The sequence below is a fragment of the Pseudomonas sp. GW822-FHT02G04 genome (assembly GCF_058802085.1).
The window spans coordinates 263,943-288,671 of sequence record NZ_JBXANU010000004.1; the positions used below are offsets into that span (position 1 = coordinate 263,943).

General features: G+C 59.9%; 18 protein-coding genes and 1 pseudogene. 10 read left to right on the plus strand and 9 right to left on the minus strand.

Annotated elements, in window-relative coordinates:
• Nucleotides 1-678: 678 nt before the first annotated feature.
• Genes bcsE through bcsC form a run of 9 tightly spaced genes read left to right on the plus strand, consistent with a single transcriptional unit; the run spans nucleotide 679 to nucleotide 14,467 of the window.
• Entirely contained in the window at nucleotides 679-2,220 is a 1,542-nt protein-coding gene (gene bcsE, locus AC1RO5_RS08005; protein ID WP_493174245.1) for a cellulose biosynthesis protein BcsE, read from the plus strand.
• Nucleotides 2,217-2,417, plus strand: a complete 201-nt coding sequence (bcsF, locus tag AC1RO5_RS08010) for a cellulose biosynthesis protein BcsF (RefSeq protein WP_493174247.1) — start codon at nucleotides 2,217-2,219, stop codon at nucleotides 2,415-2,417. Before bcsE ends, bcsF begins: the two co-directional genes overlap by 4 nt.
• Complete coding sequence (gene bcsG, locus AC1RO5_RS08015; RefSeq protein ID WP_493174249.1) at nucleotides 2,404-4,035, plus strand: cellulose biosynthesis protein BcsG; 1,632 nt, start codon at nucleotides 2,404-2,406, stop codon at nucleotides 4,033-4,035. Before bcsF ends, bcsG begins: the two co-directional genes overlap by 14 nt.
• Nucleotides 4,005-4,241 carry a cellulose biosynthesis protein BcsR gene (gene bcsR / locus AC1RO5_RS08020; RefSeq protein ID WP_493174252.1) on the plus strand — a complete coding sequence of 79 codons (237 nt, stop codon included), beginning with the start codon at nucleotides 4,005-4,007 and terminating at the stop codon, nucleotides 4,239-4,241. Before bcsG ends, bcsR begins: the two co-directional genes overlap by 31 nt.
• On the plus strand, nucleotides 4,238-4,960 hold the full coding sequence (gene bcsQ / locus AC1RO5_RS08025) for a cellulose biosynthesis protein BcsQ (RefSeq protein ID WP_493174254.1): 723 nt from the start codon (nucleotides 4,238-4,240) through the stop codon (nucleotides 4,958-4,960). Before bcsR ends, bcsQ begins: the two co-directional genes overlap by 4 nt.
• Nucleotides 4,957-7,551, plus strand: coding sequence for a UDP-forming cellulose synthase catalytic subunit (gene bcsA, locus AC1RO5_RS08030; RefSeq protein ID WP_493174256.1), 2,595 nt, complete (start codon nucleotides 4,957-4,959; stop codon nucleotides 7,549-7,551). Before bcsQ ends, bcsA begins: the two co-directional genes overlap by 4 nt.
• Complete coding sequence (bcsB, locus tag AC1RO5_RS08035) at nucleotides 7,548-9,860, plus strand: cellulose biosynthesis cyclic di-GMP-binding regulatory protein BcsB (protein ID WP_493174258.1); 2,313 nt, start codon at nucleotides 7,548-7,550, stop codon at nucleotides 9,858-9,860. The genes bcsA and bcsB overlap by 4 nt, the downstream gene beginning before the upstream one ends.
• Before the next feature lie 3 nt (nucleotides 9,861-9,863).
• The gene (bcsZ, locus tag AC1RO5_RS08040) at nucleotides 9,864-10,967 is read left to right on the plus strand and encodes a cellulose synthase complex periplasmic endoglucanase BcsZ (protein ID WP_493174260.1); all 1,104 of its coding nucleotides are present in this window, start codon (nucleotides 9,864-9,866) and stop codon (nucleotides 10,965-10,967) included.
• Between the two features lie 5 nt (nucleotides 10,968-10,972).
• Nucleotides 10,973-14,467, plus strand: coding sequence for a cellulose synthase complex outer membrane protein BcsC (gene bcsC / locus AC1RO5_RS08045; protein WP_493174467.1), 3,495 nt, complete (start codon nucleotides 10,973-10,975; stop codon nucleotides 14,465-14,467).
• Nucleotides 14,468-14,470: 3 nt separating this feature from the next.
• Here the strand turns inward: bcsC and AC1RO5_RS08050 are convergent.
• The 4 genes and pseudogenes from AC1RO5_RS08050 to AC1RO5_RS08065 form a co-directional block, all read right to left on the minus strand.
• A pseudogene (locus tag AC1RO5_RS08050) lies at nucleotides 14,471-14,680 on the minus strand (GGDEF domain-containing protein); the annotation flags it as partial.
• A 45-nt stretch (nucleotides 14,681-14,725) separates the two neighbouring features.
• Entirely contained in the window at nucleotides 14,726-15,523 is a 798-nt protein-coding gene (locus AC1RO5_RS08055; protein ID WP_493174262.1) for a phosphate/phosphite/phosphonate ABC transporter substrate-binding protein, read from the minus strand.
• A complete protein-coding gene (locus AC1RO5_RS08060; RefSeq protein ID WP_493174264.1) occupies nucleotides 15,516-16,475 on the minus strand; it encodes a fatty acid desaturase in 960 nt (319 codons plus the stop codon). Before AC1RO5_RS08060 ends, AC1RO5_RS08055 begins: the two co-directional genes overlap by 8 nt.
• Nucleotides 16,476-16,512: 37 nt before the next feature.
• A complete protein-coding gene (locus AC1RO5_RS08065; RefSeq protein ID WP_493174266.1) occupies nucleotides 16,513-17,544 on the minus strand; it encodes an ABC transporter substrate-binding protein in 1,032 nt (343 codons plus the stop codon).
• Nucleotides 17,545-18,009: 465 nt separating this feature from the next.
• On the opposite strand from AC1RO5_RS08065, the gene AC1RO5_RS08070 reads away from it, so the two are divergent.
• A complete protein-coding gene (locus AC1RO5_RS08070) occupies nucleotides 18,010-18,879 on the plus strand; it encodes a LysR substrate-binding domain-containing protein (protein ID WP_493174469.1) in 870 nt (289 codons plus the stop codon).
• Between the two features lie 781 nt (nucleotides 18,880-19,660).
• Here AC1RO5_RS08070 and AC1RO5_RS08075 read toward each other — a convergent pair.
• The 5 genes from AC1RO5_RS08075 to AC1RO5_RS08095 are packed head-to-tail and all read right to left on the minus strand — an operon-like array spanning nucleotide 19,661 to nucleotide 24,360.
• On the minus strand, nucleotides 19,661-20,365 hold the full coding sequence (locus tag AC1RO5_RS08075) for a YczE/YyaS/YitT family protein (RefSeq protein ID WP_493174268.1): 705 nt from the start codon (nucleotides 20,363-20,365) through the stop codon (nucleotides 19,661-19,663).
• 56 nt (nucleotides 20,366-20,421) lie between these two features.
• Complete coding sequence (locus AC1RO5_RS08080) at nucleotides 20,422-21,354, minus strand: ROK family protein (RefSeq protein ID WP_493174269.1); 933 nt, start codon at nucleotides 21,352-21,354, stop codon at nucleotides 20,422-20,424.
• Complete coding sequence (locus AC1RO5_RS08085) at nucleotides 21,354-22,097, minus strand: SDR family NAD(P)-dependent oxidoreductase (protein ID WP_493174271.1); 744 nt, start codon at nucleotides 22,095-22,097, stop codon at nucleotides 21,354-21,356. The genes AC1RO5_RS08080 and AC1RO5_RS08085 overlap by 1 nt, the downstream gene beginning before the upstream one ends.
• Nucleotides 22,098-22,120: 23 nt before the next feature.
• Complete coding sequence (locus tag AC1RO5_RS08090; protein WP_493174274.1) at nucleotides 22,121-23,080, minus strand: transglutaminase domain-containing protein; 960 nt, start codon at nucleotides 23,078-23,080, stop codon at nucleotides 22,121-22,123.
• Nucleotides 23,074-24,360 carry an alkaline phosphatase family protein gene (locus AC1RO5_RS08095; RefSeq protein ID WP_493174277.1) on the minus strand — a complete coding sequence of 429 codons (1,287 nt, stop codon included), beginning with the start codon at nucleotides 24,358-24,360 and terminating at the stop codon, nucleotides 23,074-23,076. Before AC1RO5_RS08095 ends, AC1RO5_RS08090 begins: the two co-directional genes overlap by 7 nt.
• Nucleotides 24,361-24,729 lie beyond the last annotated feature (369 nt).

Genomic DNA, 24,729 nt, shown 5'->3' on the forward strand with positions numbered 1-24,729 from the left:
ACGTTGCATTGAACATCCGAACGCAAACCGCCATTTTTATGGCGCCATCTGGTTGTTTCTAATGACAATTCTCAAAGCAACCCTTGGACAATTCAAAAAATTGGCGGTACCATTTTGATATCAACCCCGCTGTCGACCTGCTTACCCGGCACGACAAGCAGTAGATAAGCTTCAAAACCGTGGTTGCACCTACCTGTGCGTTGCGTTGCTTGCGGCAACATTGCGTACCGGGCCCGGATCAAAATGCACGGATCAGCAGCTTGATTTGCCGTACACCCAGATGAACACAGAAGTATTCGGACAAGACACTCGATGATTGCACGCCGCGAGTCCCGGCTTTACGGGACCCCGGGGCTCTGCCGTGGATGGCTCAAGAAGTCACACCAGCCAGATACCGAGTGCCTACAAGCGCCGAGGATTGTTTTCGCATCCGATATGGCGACAGGCACATGAACGGGTCTACCCGTCCAACAGCAAGGACGATTCAGATCATGTCAGGCGCAGGGTTCATCCCTGAACATCCCTGGTTTTTTCGAGGTGTTCCGGCCAGATGGCAGCTCCTTTGCAGCGGCCGTTTCACACCCGGTTCACAGGTAAGAAGGCGGTAGAGGATCGATTGTTGCATAGGGCTCTCGGCCCGGTTGGTTTAAGGTATTTTTCGGGTACGGAGAGGTCAGTTTGAGTCATGTCAGCTTAGGCATCCGGCATTTGCAGGATGAGCAAGTGCTATTGCGTCAAGGCGGCCTGTACTGGGTCTCCGTCGACTTGAACAGCGATGCCGAGACGCTTGCGCTTCAGTTCCTGAGCGCCTTGCCACGAGCCCAGCCAACCACACTCGTGTGCGGCGGATGCGATCCCCAGACCCTGCTGGAAAACCTCGACGGCGAGTCCGGCCCGGAGCGTTTGCGGCTCTTCGAAGTTGCCGACGATGATCTCGGGATGGCCCTGAAATCCTGGGTGTCCGAGTTACATCGCAGCGTCAGGACTCCAGGCAGTCAAATCCTCCTGCTATTACCGGCCCTGGCGTGGCGGCGCTTTGACGCCCAGCATTTGCAGCAATGGTGTGAAGAAGTGCGCCGGTGGTTGCGCCAGCGTCGCTGCACCCTGGTGGTGCTGTGCCACGGCCAGGAACCGGCGCTGCATGCAGAATTGGTGGGGCTGAACGAAGAGTTGTCGGGGTTGGCGCAGTTGTATCGGCGTGACGGCAGCATCCGTTATCAGCAGCACTTCTGGCACAACGAGCTGGGCGTGTGTACCGCCCAGGATTTCGAACTGGAGCAGGTAGACGGCGTTTTTGGCCTGAGCCAGGCGCAACGTGGCAGCCAGCAAGCCATCCGCACCGATGACCAGCGCGTCTACCTGACCCAGCGCCGTGTACTCGAAGGCGCACCGCCGCTGTCCCAGCAATGGCGACTGTTCGAGGAGCGCGACGAGTTGCTGCTGCACGCCCTCAAGACGCGAGCCGCTAGCGTGATCGTGGCCATCGAAGGCAACGACCAGGTCGAAGACCTTGCCCGTCAGTTGCACAAATTGCGCAATCACTGCGGAACGGCACTGAAAATCATCGTTCGCGAAATGGAACCCTGCCTGCGCTACCGCGATGAGCGTCTGCTGCTAGCCTGCGGCGCCAATCTGATCGTGCCGCTGAAGGCCTCGCTGGCGCACTTTCTAAGCCTGACCGATAGCGTGCAGGGGCAGCTCTGGCATTACCGCAGCGATATTGATTTCCAAACCCTGTACGACCGCATGCACCCCCCCCATGTTCGCGGGCTGCTGACGCCGAGCACGTTCATCGCAACCCTGGACCAGGTGTACAACGGCGCCTCGGGCGAGATCAGCCACCAGTTGCTGAAACTGCAGTCACGTGGCGGGCTCGAGATCGAGCAATACCTGAGTCAGATCAGTCTGCGCCGCTATGGCGACATCGCTTGCGTGCTGGACGGCACCTTCTACCTGTTTCTGTTCGCCTGCCGCGCCGATGGCCTGGAACCGGCCCTGGGCAATATATGCCGCCTGCCATGGGCCGATATTTTCAGCGCCTGCGAGTCGTTGTCGTCAGTGGATCACTTGCCACGCAAGGCCTTTATCGAGGCGACCGAATTGCCCGAGACCTTCCGGCTGGCGGATGAGCGGGTCATCGACAACCTGTCGCAGTCCGTCGGGTTGACCGGCTTTACGCCACACCGCATCACCCTTTCGCTCACGGAACCCTGCGCATGATGTATTCCGAGTTGCTGCAGGTGATTGCCGCCAGCAGTCTGCTGACGCTGGCACTGGCGATGCTGCTGAGCCGTTTCAGTCAGCGTATCAGGCACGGGCTTGAGCGTTACTTGCGCCCGCGTTACTTGAAATCCCGTGGCGTACGTCGGCGTACGACTCCGCAACCTGCCCAGAGCGAGTCCCATGAGTCGTCTTGAAATACCCATCATCGCGCAACCTGAGTGGAGCTGGCCGGGTCTGGGCCTGTGGAACCTGTACTTTCTGATCAAGTTACTGTTGTTCTGGGGCGGTTACCTCAACCTGCAGATCCTGCCCAATCTGGTGTTCGCTGCCGCCTTGCTGGTGCCGTTACGCAATCGCCATGCGAGCCTTCTGCGTTGGCTGATCGCCGTGCCGCTGGGGGTGGCGCTGTTCTATCAGGACTCCTGGCTGCCGCCGTTCAGCCGCCTGCTGGACCAACCTGGCGTACTGAACTTCACCGGTGAATACATGCTGGAGCTGGCCGGTCGCTTCATCGACTGGAACCTCTGCGGGCTGCTGCTGATCGTGGTGGTGGCCTACCTGTTCGTCAGCCAGTGGCTGCGCCTGACCACCCTGACCCTGGGCTGGCTGGCGTTGCTGGGCAGCGCCAACTTGCTGGCGTTGCAAGCGCCCGCGCAACAGGCAGTGAACCCCGGCACGGCTTCTGCCAGCGCCGTGGTCAGCAACGCCGAGCCCGACAGCGCGACGCTGGACGACTACCTGCAGAAGTTCTATGACACCGAGGCCGGCCGACGCGTCGAGTTCAAACCCTCGACCTCGGCGGCTCAGCCGTTCGATCTGCTGTTGATCAATATCTGCTCCATGGCCTGGGACGACCTGGACGCCGTGGGCCTGCGAGACAACCCGCTGTTGCAGCAGATGGATGTAGTGTTCGACAACTTCAACTCGGCCACCGCCTACAGCGGCCCGGCGGCGATACGCCTATTGCGCGCCAGCTGTGGCCAGCAACCGCACAGCAAGCTCTACGGCGTGGCGCCGGAGCAATGCCTGCTGATGGACGATCTGCGCAAGCTCGGGTTTGCCAGCGAAGTGATGCTCAACCACACCGGCCAGTTCGAAGGCTTCCTCGATGAAGTCCGCAGTCAGGGGACTCTGCCCAATCCGGCGGTGAACGTCTCAAACCTGTCGCGGGCACTGGTGGGCTTCGATGGCTCGCCGATCTGGCGCGACCGGGACGTCCTGGACAAGTGGTGGCAGCACCGCGAGAACAACCAGGATTCGCGCGTGGCGCTGTTCTACAACACCACCACGCTGCACGACGGCAACCGAGCGCTGACCGCCGACGGCGGCACCAAGAGCGCCGAGTACAAACCTCGTGCCCAGGCCCTGATCGACGACCTGACGGCCTTTATCAAAGAACTCGAACGCAGCGGTCGGCGCGTGGCCGTAGTGATAGTGCCCGAGCACGGCGCGGCGCTGCATGGCGACCGCATGCAGATCTCCGGCATGCGCGAGATTCCGAGCCCGTCGATCACTCACGTGCCAGTGGGCATCAAGCTGATCGGCATGGGCTCCGCGGCGAATTCAGCACCGCGGCATGTCAGCGCACCCACCAGTTACCTGGCCTTGTCCGAAATCATCGCCCGTTTGTATGCCGCCGCTCCCCAGGCCGAGGGCCAGGGGCTGGACTGGCAGGCGCTGTTGAGCGATCTGCCGCAGACCCCTGCGGTGTCCGAGAACTCCGGCACCGTGGTGCTCGACTACGCAGGCAAACCCTATGTCCGAATCAAGGAGAAAGGTGCATGGCTACCTTACCCTCAGCGCTTCAAATGAGTGCCTTGGCGCAGGCCCGTAACGGGCGGGCCGATGACATCGCCCGACTGAAGCTTGAGCTGAAGCTGCCGGACCTCGAGTACGTGGACATTTCCGCCGAACTGGAACTGCGCCGCGCCTTGCAGCGCTGGCCGCTATTGGCCGAGCTCGAAGAAGCACTGCCGCTGGAAACACAACTGAAGGCCCCACAGGAGGTGAGGACGTGAGATCGCTGAGTCTGCGCGGGTTGCGTGGAGGCGTCGGCAGCAGTTCCCTGCTGGCGGGGATAGGCTACGCCCTGCACAGCCTGGGCGAGCGGGTGCTGATGGTGGATATGTGCCCGGAAAACCTGCTGCGCCTGTACTTCAACCTGGCGACGGTGGAAAGTTGCGGCTGGGCCCGCGGCATGCTCGATGGCGAGAATTGGTACAACCAGGCCTGGAGCCTGCTGCCAAATTTGAGTTTGCTGCCCTATGGCCGCCTCGACCGTGAAGAACAACTTGAAATGGAACGCCGCCTGACGAAGGACCACACCCTGTGGGCCGGGCGTCAGGCCAGCTTGGCCGAGCACTACGACTGGGTGCTGTTCGATGTGCCGCTGCGGCTGATCGGGCACGGCAACACCGGCCCCTGTCATTTCCCTATCCAGGTCGCCGAAGCGGACGCGGCCTGCCATGTGCTGCTGCAACAGCAAGAGACAGTGAGCGGTCCGCTGCTGGTCAATCGTTTCGATCCCGGTAGCCAGTTGCAGCGGGATCTGATGCTGATCTGGCGCAAGAACCACGCCGATCGGTTGCTGTCCCTGACCGTGCACAACGATGAGGCGATGCGCGAGTCGCTCGCGTTCAAGACCCCGGTCGGGCTGTATGCGCCGGGCAGTCTGGCGGCCCAGGACGTGCTGAGCCTGGCGACCTGGTGCCTGACCCGCCGCCGGGAGGTGGCATGATTGCCCGCTGGTTTCCCTACACCTACCTGCGTCGCGAGTACGATACCCCCCCTCTGACCGGGCTCTGGCTGGCCTCGCTCAACGCTCTGGCCTGGCTGTTCCTGCGCCTGGAGGCGCCGGGCTGGCAGCAGTTGCGCGAGCAGCGCCAGCGCTGGTATCCGCAATTGGCGAACAAGCCGCCGAGCCTGGGTGATCCGCTGCGTTTCCTGGTGCAAAGCGTCTGGTTGCTGCTGGTGCAGCCGCTGCGGCCACGCCGCCCGCTGAGCTGGCCGCGCTGGACGCGCCCCGCGCGGCTGCGGCAACGCCTGCTCGGCGTACGCCTGGGCCGCTTGCTCGAAGCCTTGCCGCGCCATGTCCAGCAAAACCGGCGAGTGCGGCAGAGCCAGATCTGGTGGAAAGGCCTGGAGTCTCGCCGTCGGCGCTGGCTGAACATCGGTGTGGGCGTGATAGCGGTGGTGCTGATGTTGGTGTGCATCACCGAACCCTTCGGCTACATCGCCCAACTGGTGTTTGTGATTCTGCTCTGGGCGCTGGCCATGCTGGTGCGGCGCATCCCGGGGCGCTTCCCGACGCTGTTGATGATCGTCCTGTCGACCATCGTGTCCTGCCGCTACCTGTGGTGGCGCTACACCTCGACCCTGAACTGGAACAACACGCTGGACCTGACTATCGGCCTGTTGCTGTTGGCGGCCGAAACCTACGCCTGGCTGGTGTTGATCCTGGGCTATATCCAGACCTGCTGGCCGCTGGGACGCCAGCCGGCGCAGATGCCTCGCGATACCCGGCTGTGGCCCACCGTCGATCTGCTGATCCCGACCTACAATGAGGACCTCTCGGTGGTCCGCGGCACGGTCTACGCCGCCCTGGGCATCGACTGGCCGCAGGACAAGCTGCGCATCTACATTCTCGATGACGGCAAGCGCGAGAACTTCCGCCAGTTCGCTGCCGACGTCGGCGTCGGCTACATCACTCGCGCCGATAACCGACATGCCAAGGCCGGCAATCTCAACCATGCGTTGAGCCGTATCGATGGCGAGCTCGTGGCGCTTTTCGACTGCGACCATATCCCTGTGCGCTCCTTCTTGCAGCTCACTGTGGGCTGGTTCCTGCGCGATCCGAAGCTGGCCCTGGTGCAGACCCCGCACCACTTCCTGTCTCCCGACCCGTTTGAGCGCAACCTGAACATGTTCCGTCGCCGGCCCAACGAAGGCGAACTGTTCTACGGCCTGGTGCAGGACGGCAACGATATGTGGAATGCGGCGTTCTTTTGCGGTTCCTGTGCGGTATTACGCCGCGCAGCGCTGGACGAGATCGGTGGCTTCGCGGTCGAAACCGTGACCGAGGACGCCCATACCGCGCTGCGCCTGCACCGGCGCGGCTGGAACTCGGCCTATGTGCGGATTCCCCAAGCTGCCGGGCTGGCGACCGAAAGCCTGTCGGCGCATATCGGCCAGCGGATTCGCTGGGCCCGCGGCATGGCGCAGATTTTCCGCACCGACAACCCCTTGCTGGGCAAGGGCCTGACGATCTTCCAGCGGATCTGTTATGCCAACGCGATGATGCACTTCCTGGCCGGACTGCCGCGGCTGTTGTTTCTCACCGCGCCGCTGGCCTTCCTGTTTCTGCACGCCTACATCATCTACGCCCCGGCGTTGATGATCCTGTTGTACGTACTGCCGCACATGATCCATGCCAGCCTGACCAACTCGCGGATGCAGGGCAGTTTTCGCCAGACGTTCTGGGGGGAGGTCTACGAAACGGTACTGGCTTGGTACATTGCCCGACCCACCACCGTGGCGCTGTTCAACCCCAGGAAAGGCAAGTTCAACGTCACGGCCAAAGGCGGCCTGATGGAGCACAACCAGTTCGACTGGAAGATCGCCCAGCCCTATCTGGTGCTCTCGGCCCTGAACCTCGCAGGCCTGGGCTTCGCCTTCTGGCGCTTGTTCACTGGCCCGACGACCGAGATCGGCACGGTGCTGGTGAGCACTCTCTGGGTGGTCTACAACCTGCTGATCATCGGTGCCGCGGTGGCGATTGCCGCTGAAGTGCGGCAGGTGCGCCAGACCCACCGGGTGCAGTCCAAGCTGCCGGCGGCCGTGCGTCTGGATAACGGTCGCTTCTACTCCGGCATGCTGGTGGACTACTCCGACGGCGGCGCCGGGTTCCAGGTGGATGTGCCGCTGTCGCTGCCGGTGGGCGGTCGCGTTTCTCTGCTGATGCAGCGTGGGCAGCGCGAGTTCCTGTTTCCCGGCGTGGTCTGCCGTAGCCGCAAGAACTTCGTGGGCATCAGTTTCACCCAGCTCACGGAGCAACAAAAGATCGATTTCGTGCAGTGCACCTTCGCCCGGGCCGACGCCTGGCTTAACTGGGGCGAAGACTTCGCCCAAGACCGGCCGCTGCACAGCTTCCTGGACATCCTCAAGCTGGGCGCCAAGGGTTACTACCGGCTCTACGAATACCTGCCGGCCTGGACCCGCGTGGTGATCGATCCGCTCCTGCGCCTGCTGGCCTGGCTGGGCAGTTACCTGCCGCGTATGCCTCTGGCGTCTTCCCTCTCCTCTTCTTCTATAACGGTGAACGCATCATGAGCCGCTATTTCAGCAAATCTCTATTTGCCAGCCTGGCGCTCCTGGCCGTCGCCTGCGCGCAGGCCGCCCCGGCGCCTGTCACGCCCCCGCTGGCGCAGGAGCAGAAAGCCCCGAGCTGGGCCACCGCGCGCACCTTCGAACAGCTGGGGCGTTCGGCCGACAGCCTGTTGCTGGGGATCCACAACAGCGATCAGATCGAGTTCACCCTGCGGCGCGACCGTATCGCCAGCGATGCCAGGCTTAAGCTGGAATACACCCCGTCTCCGGCGCTGCTGCCGACACTCTCGCATATGCGGGTCTACTTGAATGACACTCTGATGAGCGTGGTGCCCATCGAGAAAGAACAACTGGGGCGCAAGACCACGCAGCAGATCGCCCTGGATCCCCGACTGGTCACCGATTTCAACCGCGTCCGTCTGGAGTTCGTCGGCCATTACACCGACATGTGCGAAGACCCGGCCAACAACGCCTTGTGGGTCAACGTCAGCCGCGCCAGCCAGGTTTCCCTGCAGGAACAGGCACTGGCGACCCAGAACGATCTGGCGTTCTTCCCGAGGCCATTCTTCGACGCACGGGGCTATGGCAAGCCGGTCATCAACCTGCTGTTCGCCGCCTCCCCGACCGTAGGCGAACAGCGCGCCGCCGGCATCCTGGCCTCTTACTTCGGCAGCTTGGCGGGTTGGCGCGGCGCCCGGTTCCCGGTGCTGTTCGATCAGCTGCCGGCGAGCCAGGGCCAGGGCCAGGACCAGGACCAGGACCAGGGCACCCTCAACCCTTCGGTGGTGTTCGCCACCAACGATCATCGGCCACAGTTCCTTGCGGACCTGGAGAAGTTCCCGCTGGTGCAGGCGCCGGTGGTGCAGCTGATCGACAACCCCAACGACCACTACAGTAAAGTGCTGCTGGTGATGGGGCGCAATGACGCTGACCTGGCGGTGGCCGCCCGTGCCCTGGCCCTGGGCGGCGAGCTGTTCCGCGGCTCGCGGGTAACGGTGGAAAACGTCCAGCAGTTGCAGCCGCGCAAGCCCTACGACGCCCCCAACTGGATGCGTACCGATCGCCCGGTGCGCTTCGCCGAACTGCTCAAGTACCCTGAGCAGTTGCAGGTCAGCGGCCTTCTGCCGCGCCCGATCATCCTCGACATCAACCTGCCGCCCGACCTGTTCGTCTGGCGTAACCAGGGCATCCCGCTGCAGACCAAGTACCGCTACACGCCGCCGTCGACCAACGACGACTCGCGCCTGAACATCAGCCTCAACAACCAGTTCATCACCAGCCTGCCGCTGCTGCGCAACACCAACAGCCGTCTGGAAGAACTGCGCCTGGCGGTGCTGTCCAACGAGTCGGCGAACACCAGCGAACACCTCTTGGTGCCGGCGCTGAAAATCGGTGATCGCAACAGCATCCGCTTCGATTTCAGTTTCGCCAGTACCTTCGGCAGCTCCCAGCGCGACCGTTGCCAGACCTCCCTGCCGGTGGACACCCGGGCTCTGATCGACGATGAGTCGACCATCGACCTGTCAGGCTATCACCATTACATCGCCATGCCAGACCTGCGCGCTTTCGCCCGCAGCGGCTTCCCTTTCAGCCGCATGGCCGACCTGTCGGAAACCCTGGTGGTGGTGCCGGCCAATCCGACCGCCACCCAGCTCAGCACCTTGTTCGAAGCTGTCGCCAAGATATCCTCGCAAACCGGCTTCCCGGCGCTGGCCCTGAACCTGAGCGACAACTGGGATGACGCCAGGAAAGCCGACGTCGACCTGCTGGTGCTGGGCGCCCTGCCCGCGGACCTGCGGGACCAGCCGGACCTCAACCTGTGGCTCGACAAGACCCTCGACTCCCTGATACAGGCATCGAATGCCGCCGCCGGTCAGGCTTCGGCCCGAGCCGGACAGATCAACGATGAGCGCAACCTGGGAGCCAACCGGGTCGAAGTGTCGACCAAGGCCCCGATGGCGGCGATCGTCGGTATGCAGTCGCCCTTCCATAGCCAGCGCAGCATTGTCGCGCTGCTGGCCACCAACACCCCCGACTACCAGATGCTGCGCGAAACCCTGAGCGATAGCGGGAAAATCGACGCTGTGTCCGGTTCCGTGGCCATGATCCGCAGCAGCGGCGTGAACAGCCAGCTGGTCGGCGAGCAGTACTTTGTCGGCTACTTGCCCTGGTGGCTGATGCTCTGGTTCCAGCTCTCGGAACATCCGGTACTGCTGGCTGGCATGGCGGTCCTGAGCGTGCTGCTGACCACCTTCCTGCTGTGGCGCGCCTTGCGCTGGGCCGTACGTCGTCGGCTGGCGGACGAGGAGTAAGGGATGAAAGCCTCCGTCGCATGGGTGTTGGCCCTGAGCCTGCCGGGTCTGGCGACTGCCGCCGAGTGCACCTGGCCGGCCTGGGAGAACTACAAGAAGGCGATGGTGAGCCCCGATGGACGGGTGATCGATCACTCGTTGCAGCAGCAGATCACCACCTCGGAAGGCCAGAGCTACGGGATGTTCTTTGCCCTGCTGGGCAACGACCGTGACAGCTTCGCCAAGCTGCTGAACTGGACCCGGGACAACCTCGCCGGCGGCGACCTGAGCCGCCAGCTGCCCGCCTGGCAGTGGGGCCTGAGCAAGGAGGGGCGCTGGCAGGTGCTGGATCCGAACAACGCCAGCGATGCCGACCTGTGGATGGCCTACAGCCTGCTGGAGGCCGGCCGCCTCTGGAAGCGGCCGGATTATGAAACCCTTGGCCGCAACATGCTCTGGCGCAGCGCCGCGCAAACCCTGCGCCCGCTGCCCGGGCTGGGCCTGATGCTGTTACCGGGGGATGTCGGCTTCGAATCCGCCGATGGCTGGCGGCTCAACCCCAGCTACCTGCCGCCACAACTGCTGGCGCGTTTTGCCCTGGTCGCCCCCGTGTGGCAAGACGTGGCGAACAGTACCCAGCGCCTGCTGCTGGAAAGCTCGCCCAAGGGCCAGCCCGCCGACTGGGTGGTCTGGAAGGCCGGGCAAGGCTGGGCAGCGGATGCCAAGGGTGCGCTCGGCAGCTATGACGCGATCCGCGTCTACCTCTGGCTGGGCATGCTAGATCCCCAAGCTCCGGGCAGGGCCGAGTTGCTCGCGCAGGTACAACCCATGGTGGCTCTGACGGCGCGGCTCGGCTATCCGCCGGAGCGTGTGGATGTCGCCTTGGACACCGCAGAGGGCGTCGGCCCGGTTGGCTTCTCGGCGGCGCTATTGCCGCTGCTGGCCAGCGCAGCCGAAGGCGGTACGGCGCTGGCGGCCCAACGCGAACGCCTACGCCAGAACCCGCCCCCGGCGGACGCCTATTTCAACCAATCACTGCTGATGTTCGGCCAAGGCTGGGACCAGCAGCGTTATCGTTTCGACAAGGACGGCCGGCTGCTGCCGGCGTGGACGTCATCATGCAAGTAGTGCTCATGCGCAAAGTCGTTTCGCAATGGACGTTGGTGTTGAGCTGCTTGTCGGGCACCGCGCTGGCTCAGCCGGTTACCCCCCAGGACCAGCAACAGTGGCTGCTCGGACAGGTACGCCTGGGCGAGGCGATGTATCGCGAGGACCTGGTGCGCGACTCGCTGGCGCGCCTGGAGTCGATTGCTCCGGAACATCCGCAAGTCTTGGTCGGCGGGATTCGCCAGGCCCTGCTTCAACATAACCAGCCGCTGGCCGAGCAACGCCTGGAGCAATTGCGCCACCAGGCCCCGGGTTCGTCAGCGCTGCACCAGGCCCAGGCCCTGATCAAGCTGCAGAGCAAGGACGGTCAGCGTCTGCTGCAGCAAGCCCGCCTGCTGGCAGCTGCCGGACGGGCCGAAGAGGCAGCCGCACAGTACCAGGAACTGTTCGGCAGCGAGCCGCCGGACTTCTCCAGCGCGCTGGAATACTGGGCTGTGCGCGGTGCCATCAGCGGCCAGCGCCCCGCGGTGATCCAGCAGTTGCAAAGCCTCGACAGCCAGTACCCGGGTAACGCGGGGCTGCGCCAGATGCTCGCCGGCCTGCTGTTCGCCGAACAGCGCGATGCCGAAGCCTTGGCGGTTCTGCACCAACTGGCCAACGATCCCCAGGCCAGCAACCTCGCCTCCGAGTGCGAGTACAACTACCTGAGCAAGTTGCCGGTCAGCAGCGAAACCGCTCGCGCCTGGGAAGACTTCCAGCGGCATTACCCCTATTCGACCTTCAAGAACCAGGCAGCCACGCAGCTGCAGCACCAGCGCCAGTTGCTCGGCGATCCGGCCTGGCGGGCCGGCGTAAACGGCAAGGAGCTGCTGGAGGCCAACGACAATGTCGGCGCCGAAAAGCTCTTGCGCCGCGCTTCGCGCAGCTACCCGGATGATGCCAGCCTGATCGGCTCCCTGGGCATCGCATTGATGCATCAGAACAAGCATGACCAGGCCTATACGGCGTTCACCGAGGCCTTGGGCAAGGAACAGGACACTTCCCGGATCAGCAAATGGAAAGACCTGCAGCTGGCCAACCGCAACTGGATGCTGCTGCAGCAGGGTGACGAAGCCCTGGAGCGCAAGGACCTGGCGGCGGCCCGCAAAGCCTATCAACAGGCGCGCCAGGTCAAACCCGACGAAGCCGACTGGCTGGTGGGCCTGGCCAATGTCGCCCAGGCCGAAGGCGAAGACATTCAGGCCGAGGCCCTGCTGCTGCAGGCGCGCAAGCTGCAGCCCGACAACGGCAAGGCGGTGCGCGCTCTGGTGCGTCTGTACCAGACGCAAGCGCCGGAAAAGGCCCAGGACTACCTCGACACCTTACCGGCGGCCACCCAGCGCGAATTTGCAGCCTTGCGCCGGAGCCTGGAGCTCGACCGTCTTAAGCTTGAAGCGGATGCCGCGACCCGGCGCGCCGACTGGCCGACGGTTTCGCGGGTGCTGCTCAAGGCCCGGACACTGGCCCCGGACGATCCCTGGCTGACCTATCACCTGGCCAATTCCCAGCACGCACAGGGGCAAGACAGCGCGGCCGAAGACAGCTTTCGCCAGTTGATCCAGCGCCAGGGCAGCAATGCCCAGGCCCGTTACGCCCACGGTTTGTACCTGGCCTCGATCGGGCGCGACAGCGAGACGCTCGCCACCCTGGCTGCCATTCCCGCGGCGCAGTGGGACGACAATATGCGCGACCTGTCCAGCCGGGTCGAACGCCGCCAGCTGTTGGCCCGGGCCCAGGCCCTGCGTGATGCCGGTCACGAGCCGCAGGCGATCGCCCTGCTGCTGCGCGCGCCGAGCACCGACGATCTGGCGACCCTCGCGGACTGGGCCTACCAGCGCGGCGATCAGCTGCAAGCCGAGACCTACTATCGGCAAGTCCTGCAGCGCGAGCCGCGCAACGCCGAGGCGCAGTTGGGCCTGATCGAAACCCTGATTGCCCGCGGCCAGCTTGCGCCGGCGCAGAGCGCCCTGGAAGAACTGGCAGTGCCAGCGAACGCGCCGGCAGCCTACCAGCGACGCCTGGCCAATGCCTGGACCGGGGTGAACCAGCCGGACAAGGCGCGCGCGCTGTACGCCCGCCTGCTCGAGACGCCACAGAGCGATCCGCTGCTGTATCGAGACGCAGCGCGGCTGATGTCCCGCCAGCAGCCCCAGCAGGCGCTGGACAACTATGCCCGCAGCATGGCCGCCGCCAGCTTGATCGATCCCGCGCAGGCCAACCCCCGCGACGATCGCGCCATGACCCTGGCCAGCCGGGCGAAGGACGCCGACGAGTGGCTGCCGCGCAGTCTGCGCAGTGACGTGGACACCCTGTACCAGGGGCAGAACCCGACTGTGAATCTCTACCATGACTTCGCCTGGCGTACGGACAACTCGTCGTCGGGGATTTCCGACCTGACCACCCAGACCACCATCCTGCGCCTGGATGCGCCGATTGCCGAAGGCCAGGGCTTCCTCCAGGCCGAGCGGGTGGAGCTGGATGTCGGCAGTTTCGCCACCGAGGCGAACGGCCTGCACCGCGAGCAGTTCGGTAGCTGCGCACTGGTCACCAGCGGTTGCCCGGACACCTCCGAAAGCACCAGCGGCACAGGCCTGGCGATGGGCTGGAAAAATGAGCGCTGGGCGTTGGATCTGGGGCACTCGCCAGAAGGCTTCAAAGTGCCGAACTGGCTCGGCGGGGTCACCTACAGCAGTGACTGGAGGTCCCTCGGCTGGTCCCTTACGGCCTCGCGACGACCAATGAGCAACTCTCTGGTGTCCTATGCCGGCGCGGTCGACCCGATCACCGGAATCACCTGGGGTGGCGTCACCGCCAATGGCGTCACCCTGGGGCTCAGTCATGACGAAGGGGGTGTCGACGGCGTCTGGGCCAGCCTCGGCGCCCACTGGTTGCGGGGCCAGAACGTCGCCGACAACCAGCGCCGGTCGGCCATGGCCGGTTATTACTACCGCCTGATCGACCGCGCCGACGAGCGTCTTCGCACCGGTCTGACCCTCATGTACTGGGGCTACGACAAGGACCTGAGCGAGTACAGCCTGGGCCAGGGCGGTTACTACAGCCCGCAGCAGTACTATTCCATCGGCGTACCGCTCAACTATGCCTGGCGAAATGCCGACTGGTCAGTACTGCTGGAAAGCTCGGTGGGCTGGTCTTATGCCAAGACCCGCGATAGCGATCTCTACCCCGTTCACGGGGCGGACAAGTTGCGCGAGCTGGTCGAGCAGGCCGGCTTCGTATTCGCCGAGGATGCCAGCCAGGTCAACGCCGGCAGCAGTAGCAGCGGGGTCAACGTCCGCCTGCAAGGCCTGTTCGAACGCAGGTTATCGGACAACCTGGTCCTGGGCACCGGCATCACCTGGCAGCACAGTGAGGGCTACGCGCCGAGCCGGGCCTTGCTCTACCTGCGTTACACCTTCGATCCCTGGCAAGGCAACCTGCCGTTGCCGGTCGAACCCATAACGCCTTACGCCGACAGGCGCTGAGGGCTACTCATACACCGTCACCCGATTCCGCCCGGTGTTCTTCGAAGCATACAGGGCATGGTCCGCCCAGATGATCAGGTCGGCGTGGTTAGTCGAGGGCTGGCTCAGGTCGGCCACGCCAAGACTGATGGTGAAACGGATGCTCCGGTCGTCGTGCAGCACTTCCTGCCCTTCGACCGCCTTACGCAGCCGCTCGGCGAAAAACCACAACCCAGTTACCCAACTGGGTTATTTTTTGTTGACTGGAAACAAGTCAAATCAAGCGAGTGTCGAGTAACCTAGTTCACGCGCGCTCTGCTGGTAGTCGAGCACCCGTTGGTAATCCTCAATACTGGACCTGACAAAGCCTTTTAGAGCCAGAGTTTGAGATAACAGCGGCGCCTCTTTCAGGCACGCATTGAAGGCTTCAAGAACAGACAAACACATTTCGTTCGTTGTCGTAATGGCTCCGATCAGCGGCAATGCAGGGCTACTTGCAGTGGCTTCGAGAATACGTACCCCCCGAAGGCGACTTGGCTCATGAAGTTGTAAGTAACCAAAGGTGACGGCATCAATACAGGCCAGGTCCGCCCCCCCTTGAGCGACCATGTCCAAACTAAGAACATGGGCACCACTCAGCAATACCTCACGGAAGAACCTTCCATCGCGACTCAACGGAGCGACCTTATAGCGGAACAAATTCATACCACTGTTGGAGTCATACCCGTTCAGCGCTGCAACACTACCATGAAACTCAGGCAGCGATTGTCGAGGGTCGTCGTCACGAACTATCAGCCAACTGCAATGTAGATGACCCTGGCAGCCCGGCAAGTCATAACAAGGCGTTGCGATCAGTTGAACCTTGCCTTTGAGGCTATGCATCAGTGGGTAGCCACAGGTCTGTGCGAACAAGAGTTGGGGATTTAGCCATTGTTGCATCAAGTCTACCGGTTGCGAGGATTGCAGTTCTCGCCCTAAACGAGCCAATACCAGTTCTGTTAATTGAGCACTGGCTTGCGCAACTAGTCCGGGCTCGGTGTACATCGACAATCCGGCAACCACCGAAACATTACTCATGACGGCCTCCAACCACAAATGGATGCTGTGGCTCGTCAATCGGGGTGATGCCATAGCGCTGCATCAATGGCACATAGCCGTCGAAGACGAAATCACCACTACGCCGGCGATAGGCTCGCCGATTAGCTCGATATACTCGCGGCAATAGGTACCAGGGCAGCCCTGGCAGATCGTGATGAACCAGATGCAGATTGTTATTGAGAAACAGCAGGCGAAACGGCCAGGATGCTTCGTTGATCACACAGCGTTGCGCCGGCTCGACCGCCGGCCGATGCTCGTGGAACGAGCGCAACATGCTCAATGACAGCGCCGGATAAGCGACCGCCACCATGTACAACCAAGCGGGAATACCACAATAGTATTGCAATGCCCCCAATAGGATCCCGCAAAGCGCCAGATGTATCCCCCATCGTTTCCATACCGCGGCCTCACCCCGCAGCAAGCGAGGTACCTTGCGCATTGCCAATTCTACAATTACCCGCAAAGGCCCAAGTATTAGACGTACCAACAAGGTCTTTTCAGCCCGTAACACCAGACGGCGTAAAACACCGGCCTCCTGCCATTGTTGGTGAGTGACATAACGGCTTTCGGGGTCGACGCCCGGCACTGTCAAGCTGTCTTCTTCGTGATGCTTGAGATGGCTATCGCGGTACAACGCGAAGGGAAACCAGATAGCCAAGGGAGGCGTGCCAATCAGCGCATTAATCATGGGCCAGCGAGTTGGGTGACCGTGAATCAATTCGTGCTGCAATGACATGTAAAGACCGCCCACCAGAGCCAGCAATGGTAGCGTCACCAGTGCGCCAAGTTGTTCGTAGTGGAGTACCAGCAGCAGCCAACTGCCATACACTATACAAATCAATAGCCAGGTCGGCCATTCGCCTCGCGCCACCCCGGACTTGTGTAACTTGGAAACGAAGCGCTTCTGTCGAGCACTGAGGTAATGATTCATTAAAATTCTCTCCGTTCAATTTGCATGCACCTATCCTTCAAAGCAAAGACTCATCGATACGCCTGGCGACTTCTGGCGGCACCCACTGGACCCAAATTTCACGGTGCTCACGTAAGAACTTCGCTCTGACTTGCTCCACCCTCATACGACCGATACTCATTTCGGCAAGAATCTGGTTGAACACTGGCAAGGGCAATTGGACCTTTTCAAACAAGCTGATTAATTGAGGAGCTTGCTCATTCAGAGATCGAGATACGCCGATAGTTAGCTTGGTCGGCAATGAACTGCCGCCGATGGGATGTTCGTTGTTCTGGTCCGACAAAGTTGCCCAGGAAGCCTCACTGAAAGGGGGCTCCTCAAGCTTGATCAACTTGAAACGTCCCATCAACGGAGTCGGTGACCAGTAGTAAAACAATACCGGTTGACGCTGACGCATAGCGGAACTGATCGCGGTATCAAGCGCCGCACCGGTGCCGGTACGGAAGTTGGTAAAACTATCCTGCAGCGCATAAGCTTTAAGCTTCTGGCTGTTAACCAGCTCGCAGGTCCAACCACTTGGGCAATTGAGGAATCGCCCCTTGGACGGCTCCTCGGGATCGCTGAACAATTTCTTATAGCGCGGCAGATCGGCTACAGACTTGAGTTCCGGCGCCATCGGCTCGATGCCGTGTTCGGGGTCGCCCTTGACGACGTATTCCGGCACCCACCACCCCTCGGTAGCTCCCTGAACAGTCTCTCCGACAGAAAATACTTCACCGTTTTTTTCTGCCTCTCGCCAGACCGGGCTACGCCCAGCCCATTGTTCGGCCGAAACCTGAATGTCGTTATGCCGCAGGGCATTTTCCATGGTGATGGTATTACCTGGTAAAGCATCGGTCTGACAGCCATAACCCTTTTCCAACAAGTAACGCAGCACCTCAGTAGTAAACATTCCGCTTTCCCAATTCAAGCCAGCAAATATCACCGGCTTTGGATAGGGACAGTTAATGCTGTTGGCAGCGAAAGATATCCGGCTTGTCAGAGCGACCAACAACACCAGGCTGGCGAAGGCAATACGAGATATAGACATGCAGTACTCCTTTACATGAAACAGGATGAATTCCGAATGAGCCGTATGTGCGCATTTGCACTTCAGCTATTCGTCTGCTGTGGATTGGAGCCATACATGCACAGTTGTACATGCATGACCAAGTTTCTTGATCAGCAAAAAGCAGGGCAGATTTTCGGCACGTGCCTTATAAGTAACTAATATGATTTTTAGATGGCTATCTTTGCCAAAGTCAAACCCGACGACCTTTATTGGGGCGACGGGATGAAACTTGCACCACGTTGGCGCCTTCTCCGCGTACAGCATCATTTGAAATCAGCTACTGCTTACAGAGTTAATTATTTACCTCCGATGTATATACAGGCACGAACAGGTTAAACTCTACAAATACTGGAGTAAATACGGTAAATTCTCATGCAATCCATGCTTTCAGATCATGTATTAGTCAGCCCTAACTTCAGCCGTCGCTAGCCACCCTTGCATGCGTTGGAAGTGTTCGCCGCGGCAGCTCGCTGCGGCATGTTCAGTCGTGCCGCCAAGGAGCTTTTCGTCACTCAAAGCGCCATCAGCCGCCAGGTTCAACAGTTGGAGGAATACCTGGGGGTAACACTCTTCATTCGCCATAAGACCGGCCTTCGTCTGTCTCCTGAAGCTAAAGCATTGCTGCCAGTGGTTGATGACGCTTTCGCGCGACTGATCAACATGTGCAACAGCCTGCGCAACGCAGGCCAGGTACTGACCTTACGCATGCCTCCCACCCTGGCAACGCGCTGGTTTCTACCGTTGTTGCCGGGACTACGCACCGTGATGCCGGATATGGACGTACGAGTAACCACCTACGACGCCTGGGAACCACGCTTCGAAGACAGTGACATTGATGCTGCGATCATTCAGGGGCGGGGTGACTGGAAGGATGTCGAAATCATTCCTCTGATGCAGGAGCGGTTAACACCAGTCTGCTCACCAGAACTGGCGAAACTCCTGACCGAACCTGCCGATCTGAGACATCTACCCCTATTGCATTGTATTCCGGTACAGGGCTGGAGCCGATGGCTGGAGGCGGCCGAAGTGGATGGAATAGCTGCTCACCGAGGACAATCGTTCGACACCCTGGAGCTCGCTTTATCCGCAGCGACCCGCGGACAAGGCGTCGCCCTGGGTGACTTGAATCTGGTGCGCGAAAGTCTGAACGACGGGGTGCTTGTTGCGCCGTTCGATATCGAACTCGAACAAGGTATCTCTTACTACCTGATTTATCCGACTCAACGTGCCCAACTACCGAAAGTTCGTGCGCTACGCGAGTGGCTTCAAGCAGCCACAATACGTACCTGCTCACCTATTCCTTCGAAGTCCTGAGCAAACCAGGCAGCACCGCAGAGTGCTGCCGGGCTACAACTACTTTTCCAATCTGCCTGTCGAGCAACACGACGGCGACTCCTGTAGTTGATCTGTCAGGGATTGCATCGATGACACGTCAGGCTGCGAGTCGTGATCACCCTCGCCGCACCGCCATCAGGTCATAAGAGACATCGATAATGGTATCCAGCAACTGCTGGCCATTGATTGATGTAATGGAAAATGTACTCATCGGGGCTGTATTTGAGTGGCTTCAGCGGATGTCGCGGAAAAAGCCAAAGGAAGACTTTTCTTTGGACCAAAAAAAATGGACCTCTTTTCAGAGGTCCATTTTTTTAATGTTTGAAGCGGGAAACGAGACTCGAATCTGGCGTCCGACCCATTGAAATCTAAGGGGTTTCTTTTATTCCTGAAGCAGGAATGGACTTGATTCTGGACTTGTTTTTTTGGTGTATCAAGAGCCAAAAGGACGATATCAATCGTACCTGTGCAAAACCAATCGCTTGCCCCCGCACCTCAAGCCGTAGGATCAATTGGAGGTGGTCCACCAAGGAATACACCATTGGAGAACCACAACTGTGCCTGGGGCTGGAGGTTGGGGCGATGTATCTGCCGAGCGTCGGTTTCATACAGGATTAAAGTTCCGGCATGACCTCGCGGTTGATGTCAATCAAGTACCCACAAGAGCTGGCCAGTATCTGGAGCAAAAAAAACACAAAATCGCTACCGACAGGAGCACGCAAACCAACACAACTAAACTCACTTAAAATACAACTACGCCCTACTCTACCAGCAACGAGCTTCGGTGTTTAAGCCCGTAATTACCAAGACGCAGGTAGCGTTCATTCATATTCATGAAGGGCTTGATCATAGGAGCGATGATCAGCAGAAACGCGATAGTCCCCACTCCGAAAGGTCCACCCAGGCTCCAACCAAAGAGGAAGATCGATATTTCCAGTACCATCTTGGCCAGCGTAAAAGACCATCCAAGCTTTTCCATGATAGTAATAACTAGCAAGTCAATGACTCGAATGCCGATCCCGCTCATGATAATCAATGCCGAGGCATAGGCGCATAAAGCCAGACCGATAGCGAGCAGCAGGTATGACCCAAAGCTCGATGCCAACACTTCATCCAGCCCTGCGTACAACCAAAGATCGATAAACAATCCGGTCAAGGTTGTTGTTACAAACGGACTGATCGGGGGCCATTGCTTGTTCCAGAGCACCCACCAAAACAGCAGACAAATGGAAAATATCGCAGAGCATGCACCAATACCAATATCCAGTTTGCCATTCAAGCCAATAACAAATACATCCAATGGGTCGGTACCCAGTCGACTGACAATAAATGACAGCGCCCCCATCGAGAACAACACTACGCCACTCAAATACATAATCAATCGGTCACGGGGTAGCCACGCACGCGCTGATTTTATTAATAATTTTTTGATCCCGATAGAGCGGTCCGTTTCTTCTTTGCTCATAGCACTACTCTCCGTGTTATTAAAGGGCTTTGTTATCCAACAGGTGCGAATGCTGCTCACCTTGAACTCATGGATATGAAACTCAATCCGTTACCCACGTGGCGAATAGTGGCTTTGGGATTATTAAGGCCGCCTTCGCAAATTTCGTTTTGAACTTCTTCGCTGGCTTCCGCCAGATAAAGCCCGCCCAATACAGAGGCTTCAGTCCCTTGCGGGGAATGCATGACCAACGGCGGAGACAGGGATGGCTTCAAATAACCGGGCTCACAAAGCAAAGAACCAACTAGTTGAGGCATTTCCGGAAAGCGACCGAGCATTCCTCCTCCCAGGCAAACCACTTCGACCCTGAACAGCTCCACGAGATTGGCGATCGCCAATGCAAGTGCTTGCACTGCACGAAGGCGCCAATGATTCAGCGTCGCCTCATCCGAGAACCCCATCGAGGCCACAAACTTGTCGAGCGAACGGAACGACGCATAGGCCTGTAAGCACCCCGCACGGCCGCAGCTACAAGGTGCGCCCCCCGGCCAGACCAGCAAATGGCCCAACTCCCGATCAGGCAATATGCGGCCTTGATAAACCACGCCGCCGCCCACTCCGGTCCCCAGGGAAAAGTGCACCAGGTTCGAGGCACGCATTACCGTTGCATCACCGAAGGTCGCAGCCGTGCCGTCATCGCACCAGATCACCCGCTCGACCCCGACGATGCGGAAAGCCGGGCCTATAGCCAAACCCTCCCAGTCGGAGCGGTTAGGCCAGCGGATAATGGTCCCGTCGGAATTGAGGGTCGGCGCGCTGGCAATCACCAAGGTATTGATCGGACCGTAGAGGGCAATCTGCTTATCCAGTATGGCCACGGCTTGTGTGAGGATGCTTTGCGGTATGCAGCCTGCCGGGATCTCAATTCGTTCGCGCTGGACAATCCGCCCCGCAACGCTGAAATGAATGGCCATTTTGCTGCCACCAAGATCAATACTTGCACAATGCATCAGAAACGCCCCCCGCCATCGACAGCAATCACCGCACCATTGATATAGGAGGCGCGTGCCGAAACGAGAAAACCCACGACCGGCGCGATTTCATCGGGCCGGCCCAGACGGCGCAGGCCAATGCTCTGACAAATCTGCCGTGCGTCAGCCTCGCTGTAGTGAGTTCGTGGTCCCTCCACAGCTCCCGGCGCTACAACGTTCACAGTGATGCCGTACTCACCGACCTCGAACGCCAACGATCTGGCAAAACTGTGCAATGCCGCCTTGGAGGCGGCATATAGACTTTGCCCGGGCATACCACCCTCGCCAGCTCGAGAACCGATCAGCACGATTCGCCCTTCACGCCGCTTCAACATGGGGCGTAGAGCCTGCCGAATCAGGCGTGTCGTGGAGTCGAAATTGAGTTCGAATAGCTGATCGCAATCCGTCTGGTTACTCAACAAGGCGGATTTGCGCAGCATTTTTCCGGCACAACAAACCAATGCGTCGATTGGGTTTGCGCCTTCAGTCAGCGTTGCCAGCATCCGCGTGGTGGCCTCCCTGGAGGTCAAATCACACTCCAGCGCAGTGAGTATGCCGGGCAGTGCCTCCGTCCTTGCGATCAAGGCTTGCATAAGCTCAATATTGCGGTGGTACAGCCCGACGACAAAGGCGCCTTCACGGACCAACTCTTCGCATATTGCAGCGCCCAGCACACCGGAAGCCCCTGTGACCAGACAGACCCGTCCATTGAGTTGCAGCATGATTTTCCCTACGTGCGATCGAATTAAACTGGCAGCTGAACAGCTACCCTGTATGACACCCGATATTGCATGGTCCCTGCCGTCGCCACAGGGAGCTGACGGAAATACTTGTGTTCGAAGCAGCTCAGACAAGGCGCCCCGTCCTGGTCATACGCGTCGATAGGAGAAAGCCTCAACAAGGCACTCATCGGTGATCGGTGCAGCGGCCACAGACCACGTGATAATCCCGCCTGTTGTGACAACAGGCGAATCATCAGCGGGTCAACGGCAATCCACTCACCGCAGATTTGCAATTCGGCCCAGTAGTGGCCGGTGGCATAAGGAGAACTGAGCAACAGACCGAACACTTGTCGCGCCGGCAAACCGCGACGACGGGCCTGCTCCACCAACAATTTGGAGAAACCGCCGCACTCGGCCAGTTTGTGCTTGCTCATGAACTCAAGATCCCAGCGCACCCCGTCGTGCAGCATGTAGAACTGCATGTCGGCACTGACCTCTTCGACCAGTTCCCGAAACGGGCTTGGCAAAAGCACAGTTCGGCCCGGTATAACCAAGTGCTCCCGGTAGAAATCACCGTCCTCAGGCACGGGCAACGTCAGGAGGTTTCCCACAGCGGTCAACACCTGAATCGCCCCCTTGGGCGGGCTTTTTTCGTTGAGCGAATAGACCACATCGAAGTGCCGTTCGCGGTAAGACTCGCGAAAGGCCACCGCCCAACTGCGCATCGCCAGTTTGTGCAACGACGGCAAGCGCAGATGCAGCGACAGGTTGTACAGATCGTCCGGATCGAAGAACTCATCCTGCCCGAGAACCGCCGAGGCCAGCCCCAGGGATTTCAGCTGCTCAAGATCACCCGCCGAAAAACCGTAGAGCGCGGTTTCGGTCGCGGCAACGCTGAATCGACGATGGTGGACATCGACTTTCGCCAGATTGGCCAGAATGCTTTTCGCCAGAGGCTCCCGGCTCAGGGCCAGGTTCAGCATACAAAGCTCGACATTTCACAATGGGCAGGCGCCGAGCAACCACTCAACGCCGCGATTGAGGGAGCAATCTGCTGCAACTGCAACGGACCTGGCGGCGCCTCGATCCCCGCCCCCTCGAGCAACACGAAGCCTTTGTCACGATGCCAGCCCGACTGCGATGTACGCCGCACGTGATTGGCCCAGCGCGAGTCTCCCAACGGCGGACGTCGTGCATCGGCGGGGGTGACGATCAAGGTCGGCGCCAGGTGGGTGTAAGGCCCTTGATAAACCTCCTCTCGCTGACGGACATCGGCGAGCGCCGCACTGCCATCGCTGAAGCGAATGCCGCGCAAACATTGCTCGACCGCCTGGCGCTGCTGGGGGCTGGAGCGTCCTTCATTGCACAAGTCAGCGCAGAGCATCACACCGTGGGAGCCCTGCACCGTTTCCAGGGCCACGCTACGTTCCAGATCGACGCAGCCGTTCTGGTCGAGCACTTGCAGGCCTGCTGCCCTGAGGTGTTCGTCGATGGAGAAAAACCCGCTCAACTCGCCAAAACCCATCTCGGAAAACACCAGCATCGACTCAGGCGCCAATGACTGCAGGCGCTGGCAGGCACGGTCGATGAAATCGTAGGCACGCAGGATATGCGGACGTGGCGAAGCATCGGGCTCGTGCATCTCGTACCATAGAAAATGCGACAAGCGATCCGCCAGGGTCAGGTTAACGATCATTACATCCGCGTCAGCTCCAAGCGCCATGGCGCTATCGAGCTGGTGCTCGGCGATGCGGTAGGCCTGAGTGGCGAAGTCCTCAAAGGGCTGACCGGTGTAGAACAGCGAAACATCGTGGGCGTAGCGCACCCCGAGACCGTTCAGGTCCCTCAGCAAGCTGCGCGGATGGCTTGTGTTCATGGAGTTTTGCATGGGGTAGGTGATCAATGTGCCGTTCAACGGCCGTGGCGGATGCGTCAGCTGCACATTAATGACCGCGAAACGCTGATCCGCCATTTCCTGCCATTCCCACAGGCGAGGCGCCATAACATCGGTCGACTCGAGAATCCGCGGAATCTCTCCGGAACTGTGGGCACTCCAATAAGAAAAACAACCGTGTTGCCCTGGATTCACTCCAGAAAAAGCCGTCGCCAGATTACTCGGTTCGTAGGGCACCGGACCGCAATTCAAATGCCGATAAGAGCGGCTCCGCATACGCTGCGAGAACCAGGGAAGCCGCCCCTTTGAAACTTCCGACTCAAGTACTAGCGGGTCCATCCCTTCCGTAATGACAACGAGTGTTCTCATAATATCGCGCGACCTTTTATCATCCCTGAATCCAGCCTGTTTTTAATCATTTGAAAACACTGAAACACAACCCCGTAATGACAGTGTCACGCTCATACAACGCACACCCGACCACTACAAAGCAAACACCAGACAAAGCACTACCTGCCGCCTACCCAGCAGAGTATGCAAGTTAAATAAGTCGGCACTTTTTGACGCCAGAGAGTTTCCGAACAAATACTCTATACCCGGACAGCCCACACCATAGGGCACAGAAAGCAATGACAGCAGAGCGCTTGGTCATTCGCCACTTTTTAACACAGGAACTAAAACAGCACGAGAAATGCAAATTCGAGGTTATTTCATAATATTACAAAAGATTTCTAAAAA

Bases quoted from the DNA above. Each gene is read 5' to 3' on its own strand.
- AC1RO5_RS08080 (WP_493174269.1), bottom strand. From the start codon at position 21,354: ATGCATTGTGCAAGTATTGATCTTGGTGGCAGCAAAATGGCCATTCAT.
- AC1RO5_RS08065 (WP_493174266.1), bottom strand. From the start codon at position 17,544: ATGTCTATATCTCGTATTGCCTTCGCCAGCCTGGTGTTGTTGGTCGCT.
- AC1RO5_RS08075 (WP_493174268.1), bottom strand. From the start codon at position 20,365: ATGAGCAAAGAAGAAACGGACCGCTCTATCGGGATCAAAAAATTATTA.
- bcsB (WP_493174258.1), top strand. From the start codon at position 7,548: ATGAGCCGCTATTTCAGCAAATCTCTATTTGCCAGCCTGGCGCTCCTG.
- bcsC (WP_493174467.1), top strand. From the start codon at position 10,973: ATGCGCAAAGTCGTTTCGCAATGGACGTTGGTGTTGAGCTGCTTGTCG.
- bcsA (WP_493174256.1), top strand. From the start codon at position 4,957: ATGATTGCCCGCTGGTTTCCCTACACCTACCTGCGTCGCGAGTACGAT.
- bcsR (WP_493174252.1), top strand. From the start codon at position 4,005: ATGGCTACCTTACCCTCAGCGCTTCAAATGAGTGCCTTGGCGCAGGCC.
- AC1RO5_RS08060 (WP_493174264.1), bottom strand. From the start codon at position 16,475: ATGAATCATTACCTCAGTGCTCGACAGAAGCGCTTCGTTTCCAAGTTA.
- AC1RO5_RS08095 (WP_493174277.1), bottom strand. From the start codon at position 24,360: ATGAGAACACTCGTTGTCATTACGGAAGGGATGGACCCGCTAGTACTT.
- bcsF (WP_493174247.1), top strand. From the start codon at position 2,217: ATGATGTATTCCGAGTTGCTGCAGGTGATTGCCGCCAGCAGTCTGCTG.
- AC1RO5_RS08055 (WP_493174262.1), bottom strand. From the start codon at position 15,523: ATGAGTAATGTTTCGGTGGTTGCCGGATTGTCGATGTACACCGAGCCC.
- AC1RO5_RS08085 (WP_493174271.1), bottom strand. From the start codon at position 22,097: ATGCTGCAACTCAATGGACGGGTCTGTCTGGTCACAGGGGCTTCCGGT.
- AC1RO5_RS08090 (WP_493174274.1), bottom strand. From the start codon at position 23,080: ATGCTGAACCTGGCCCTGAGCCGGGAGCCTCTGGCGAAAAGCATTCTG.
- bcsG (WP_493174249.1), top strand. From the start codon at position 2,404: ATGAGTCGTCTTGAAATACCCATCATCGCGCAACCTGAGTGGAGCTGG.
- bcsZ (WP_493174260.1), top strand. From the start codon at position 9,864: ATGAAAGCCTCCGTCGCATGGGTGTTGGCCCTGAGCCTGCCGGGTCTG.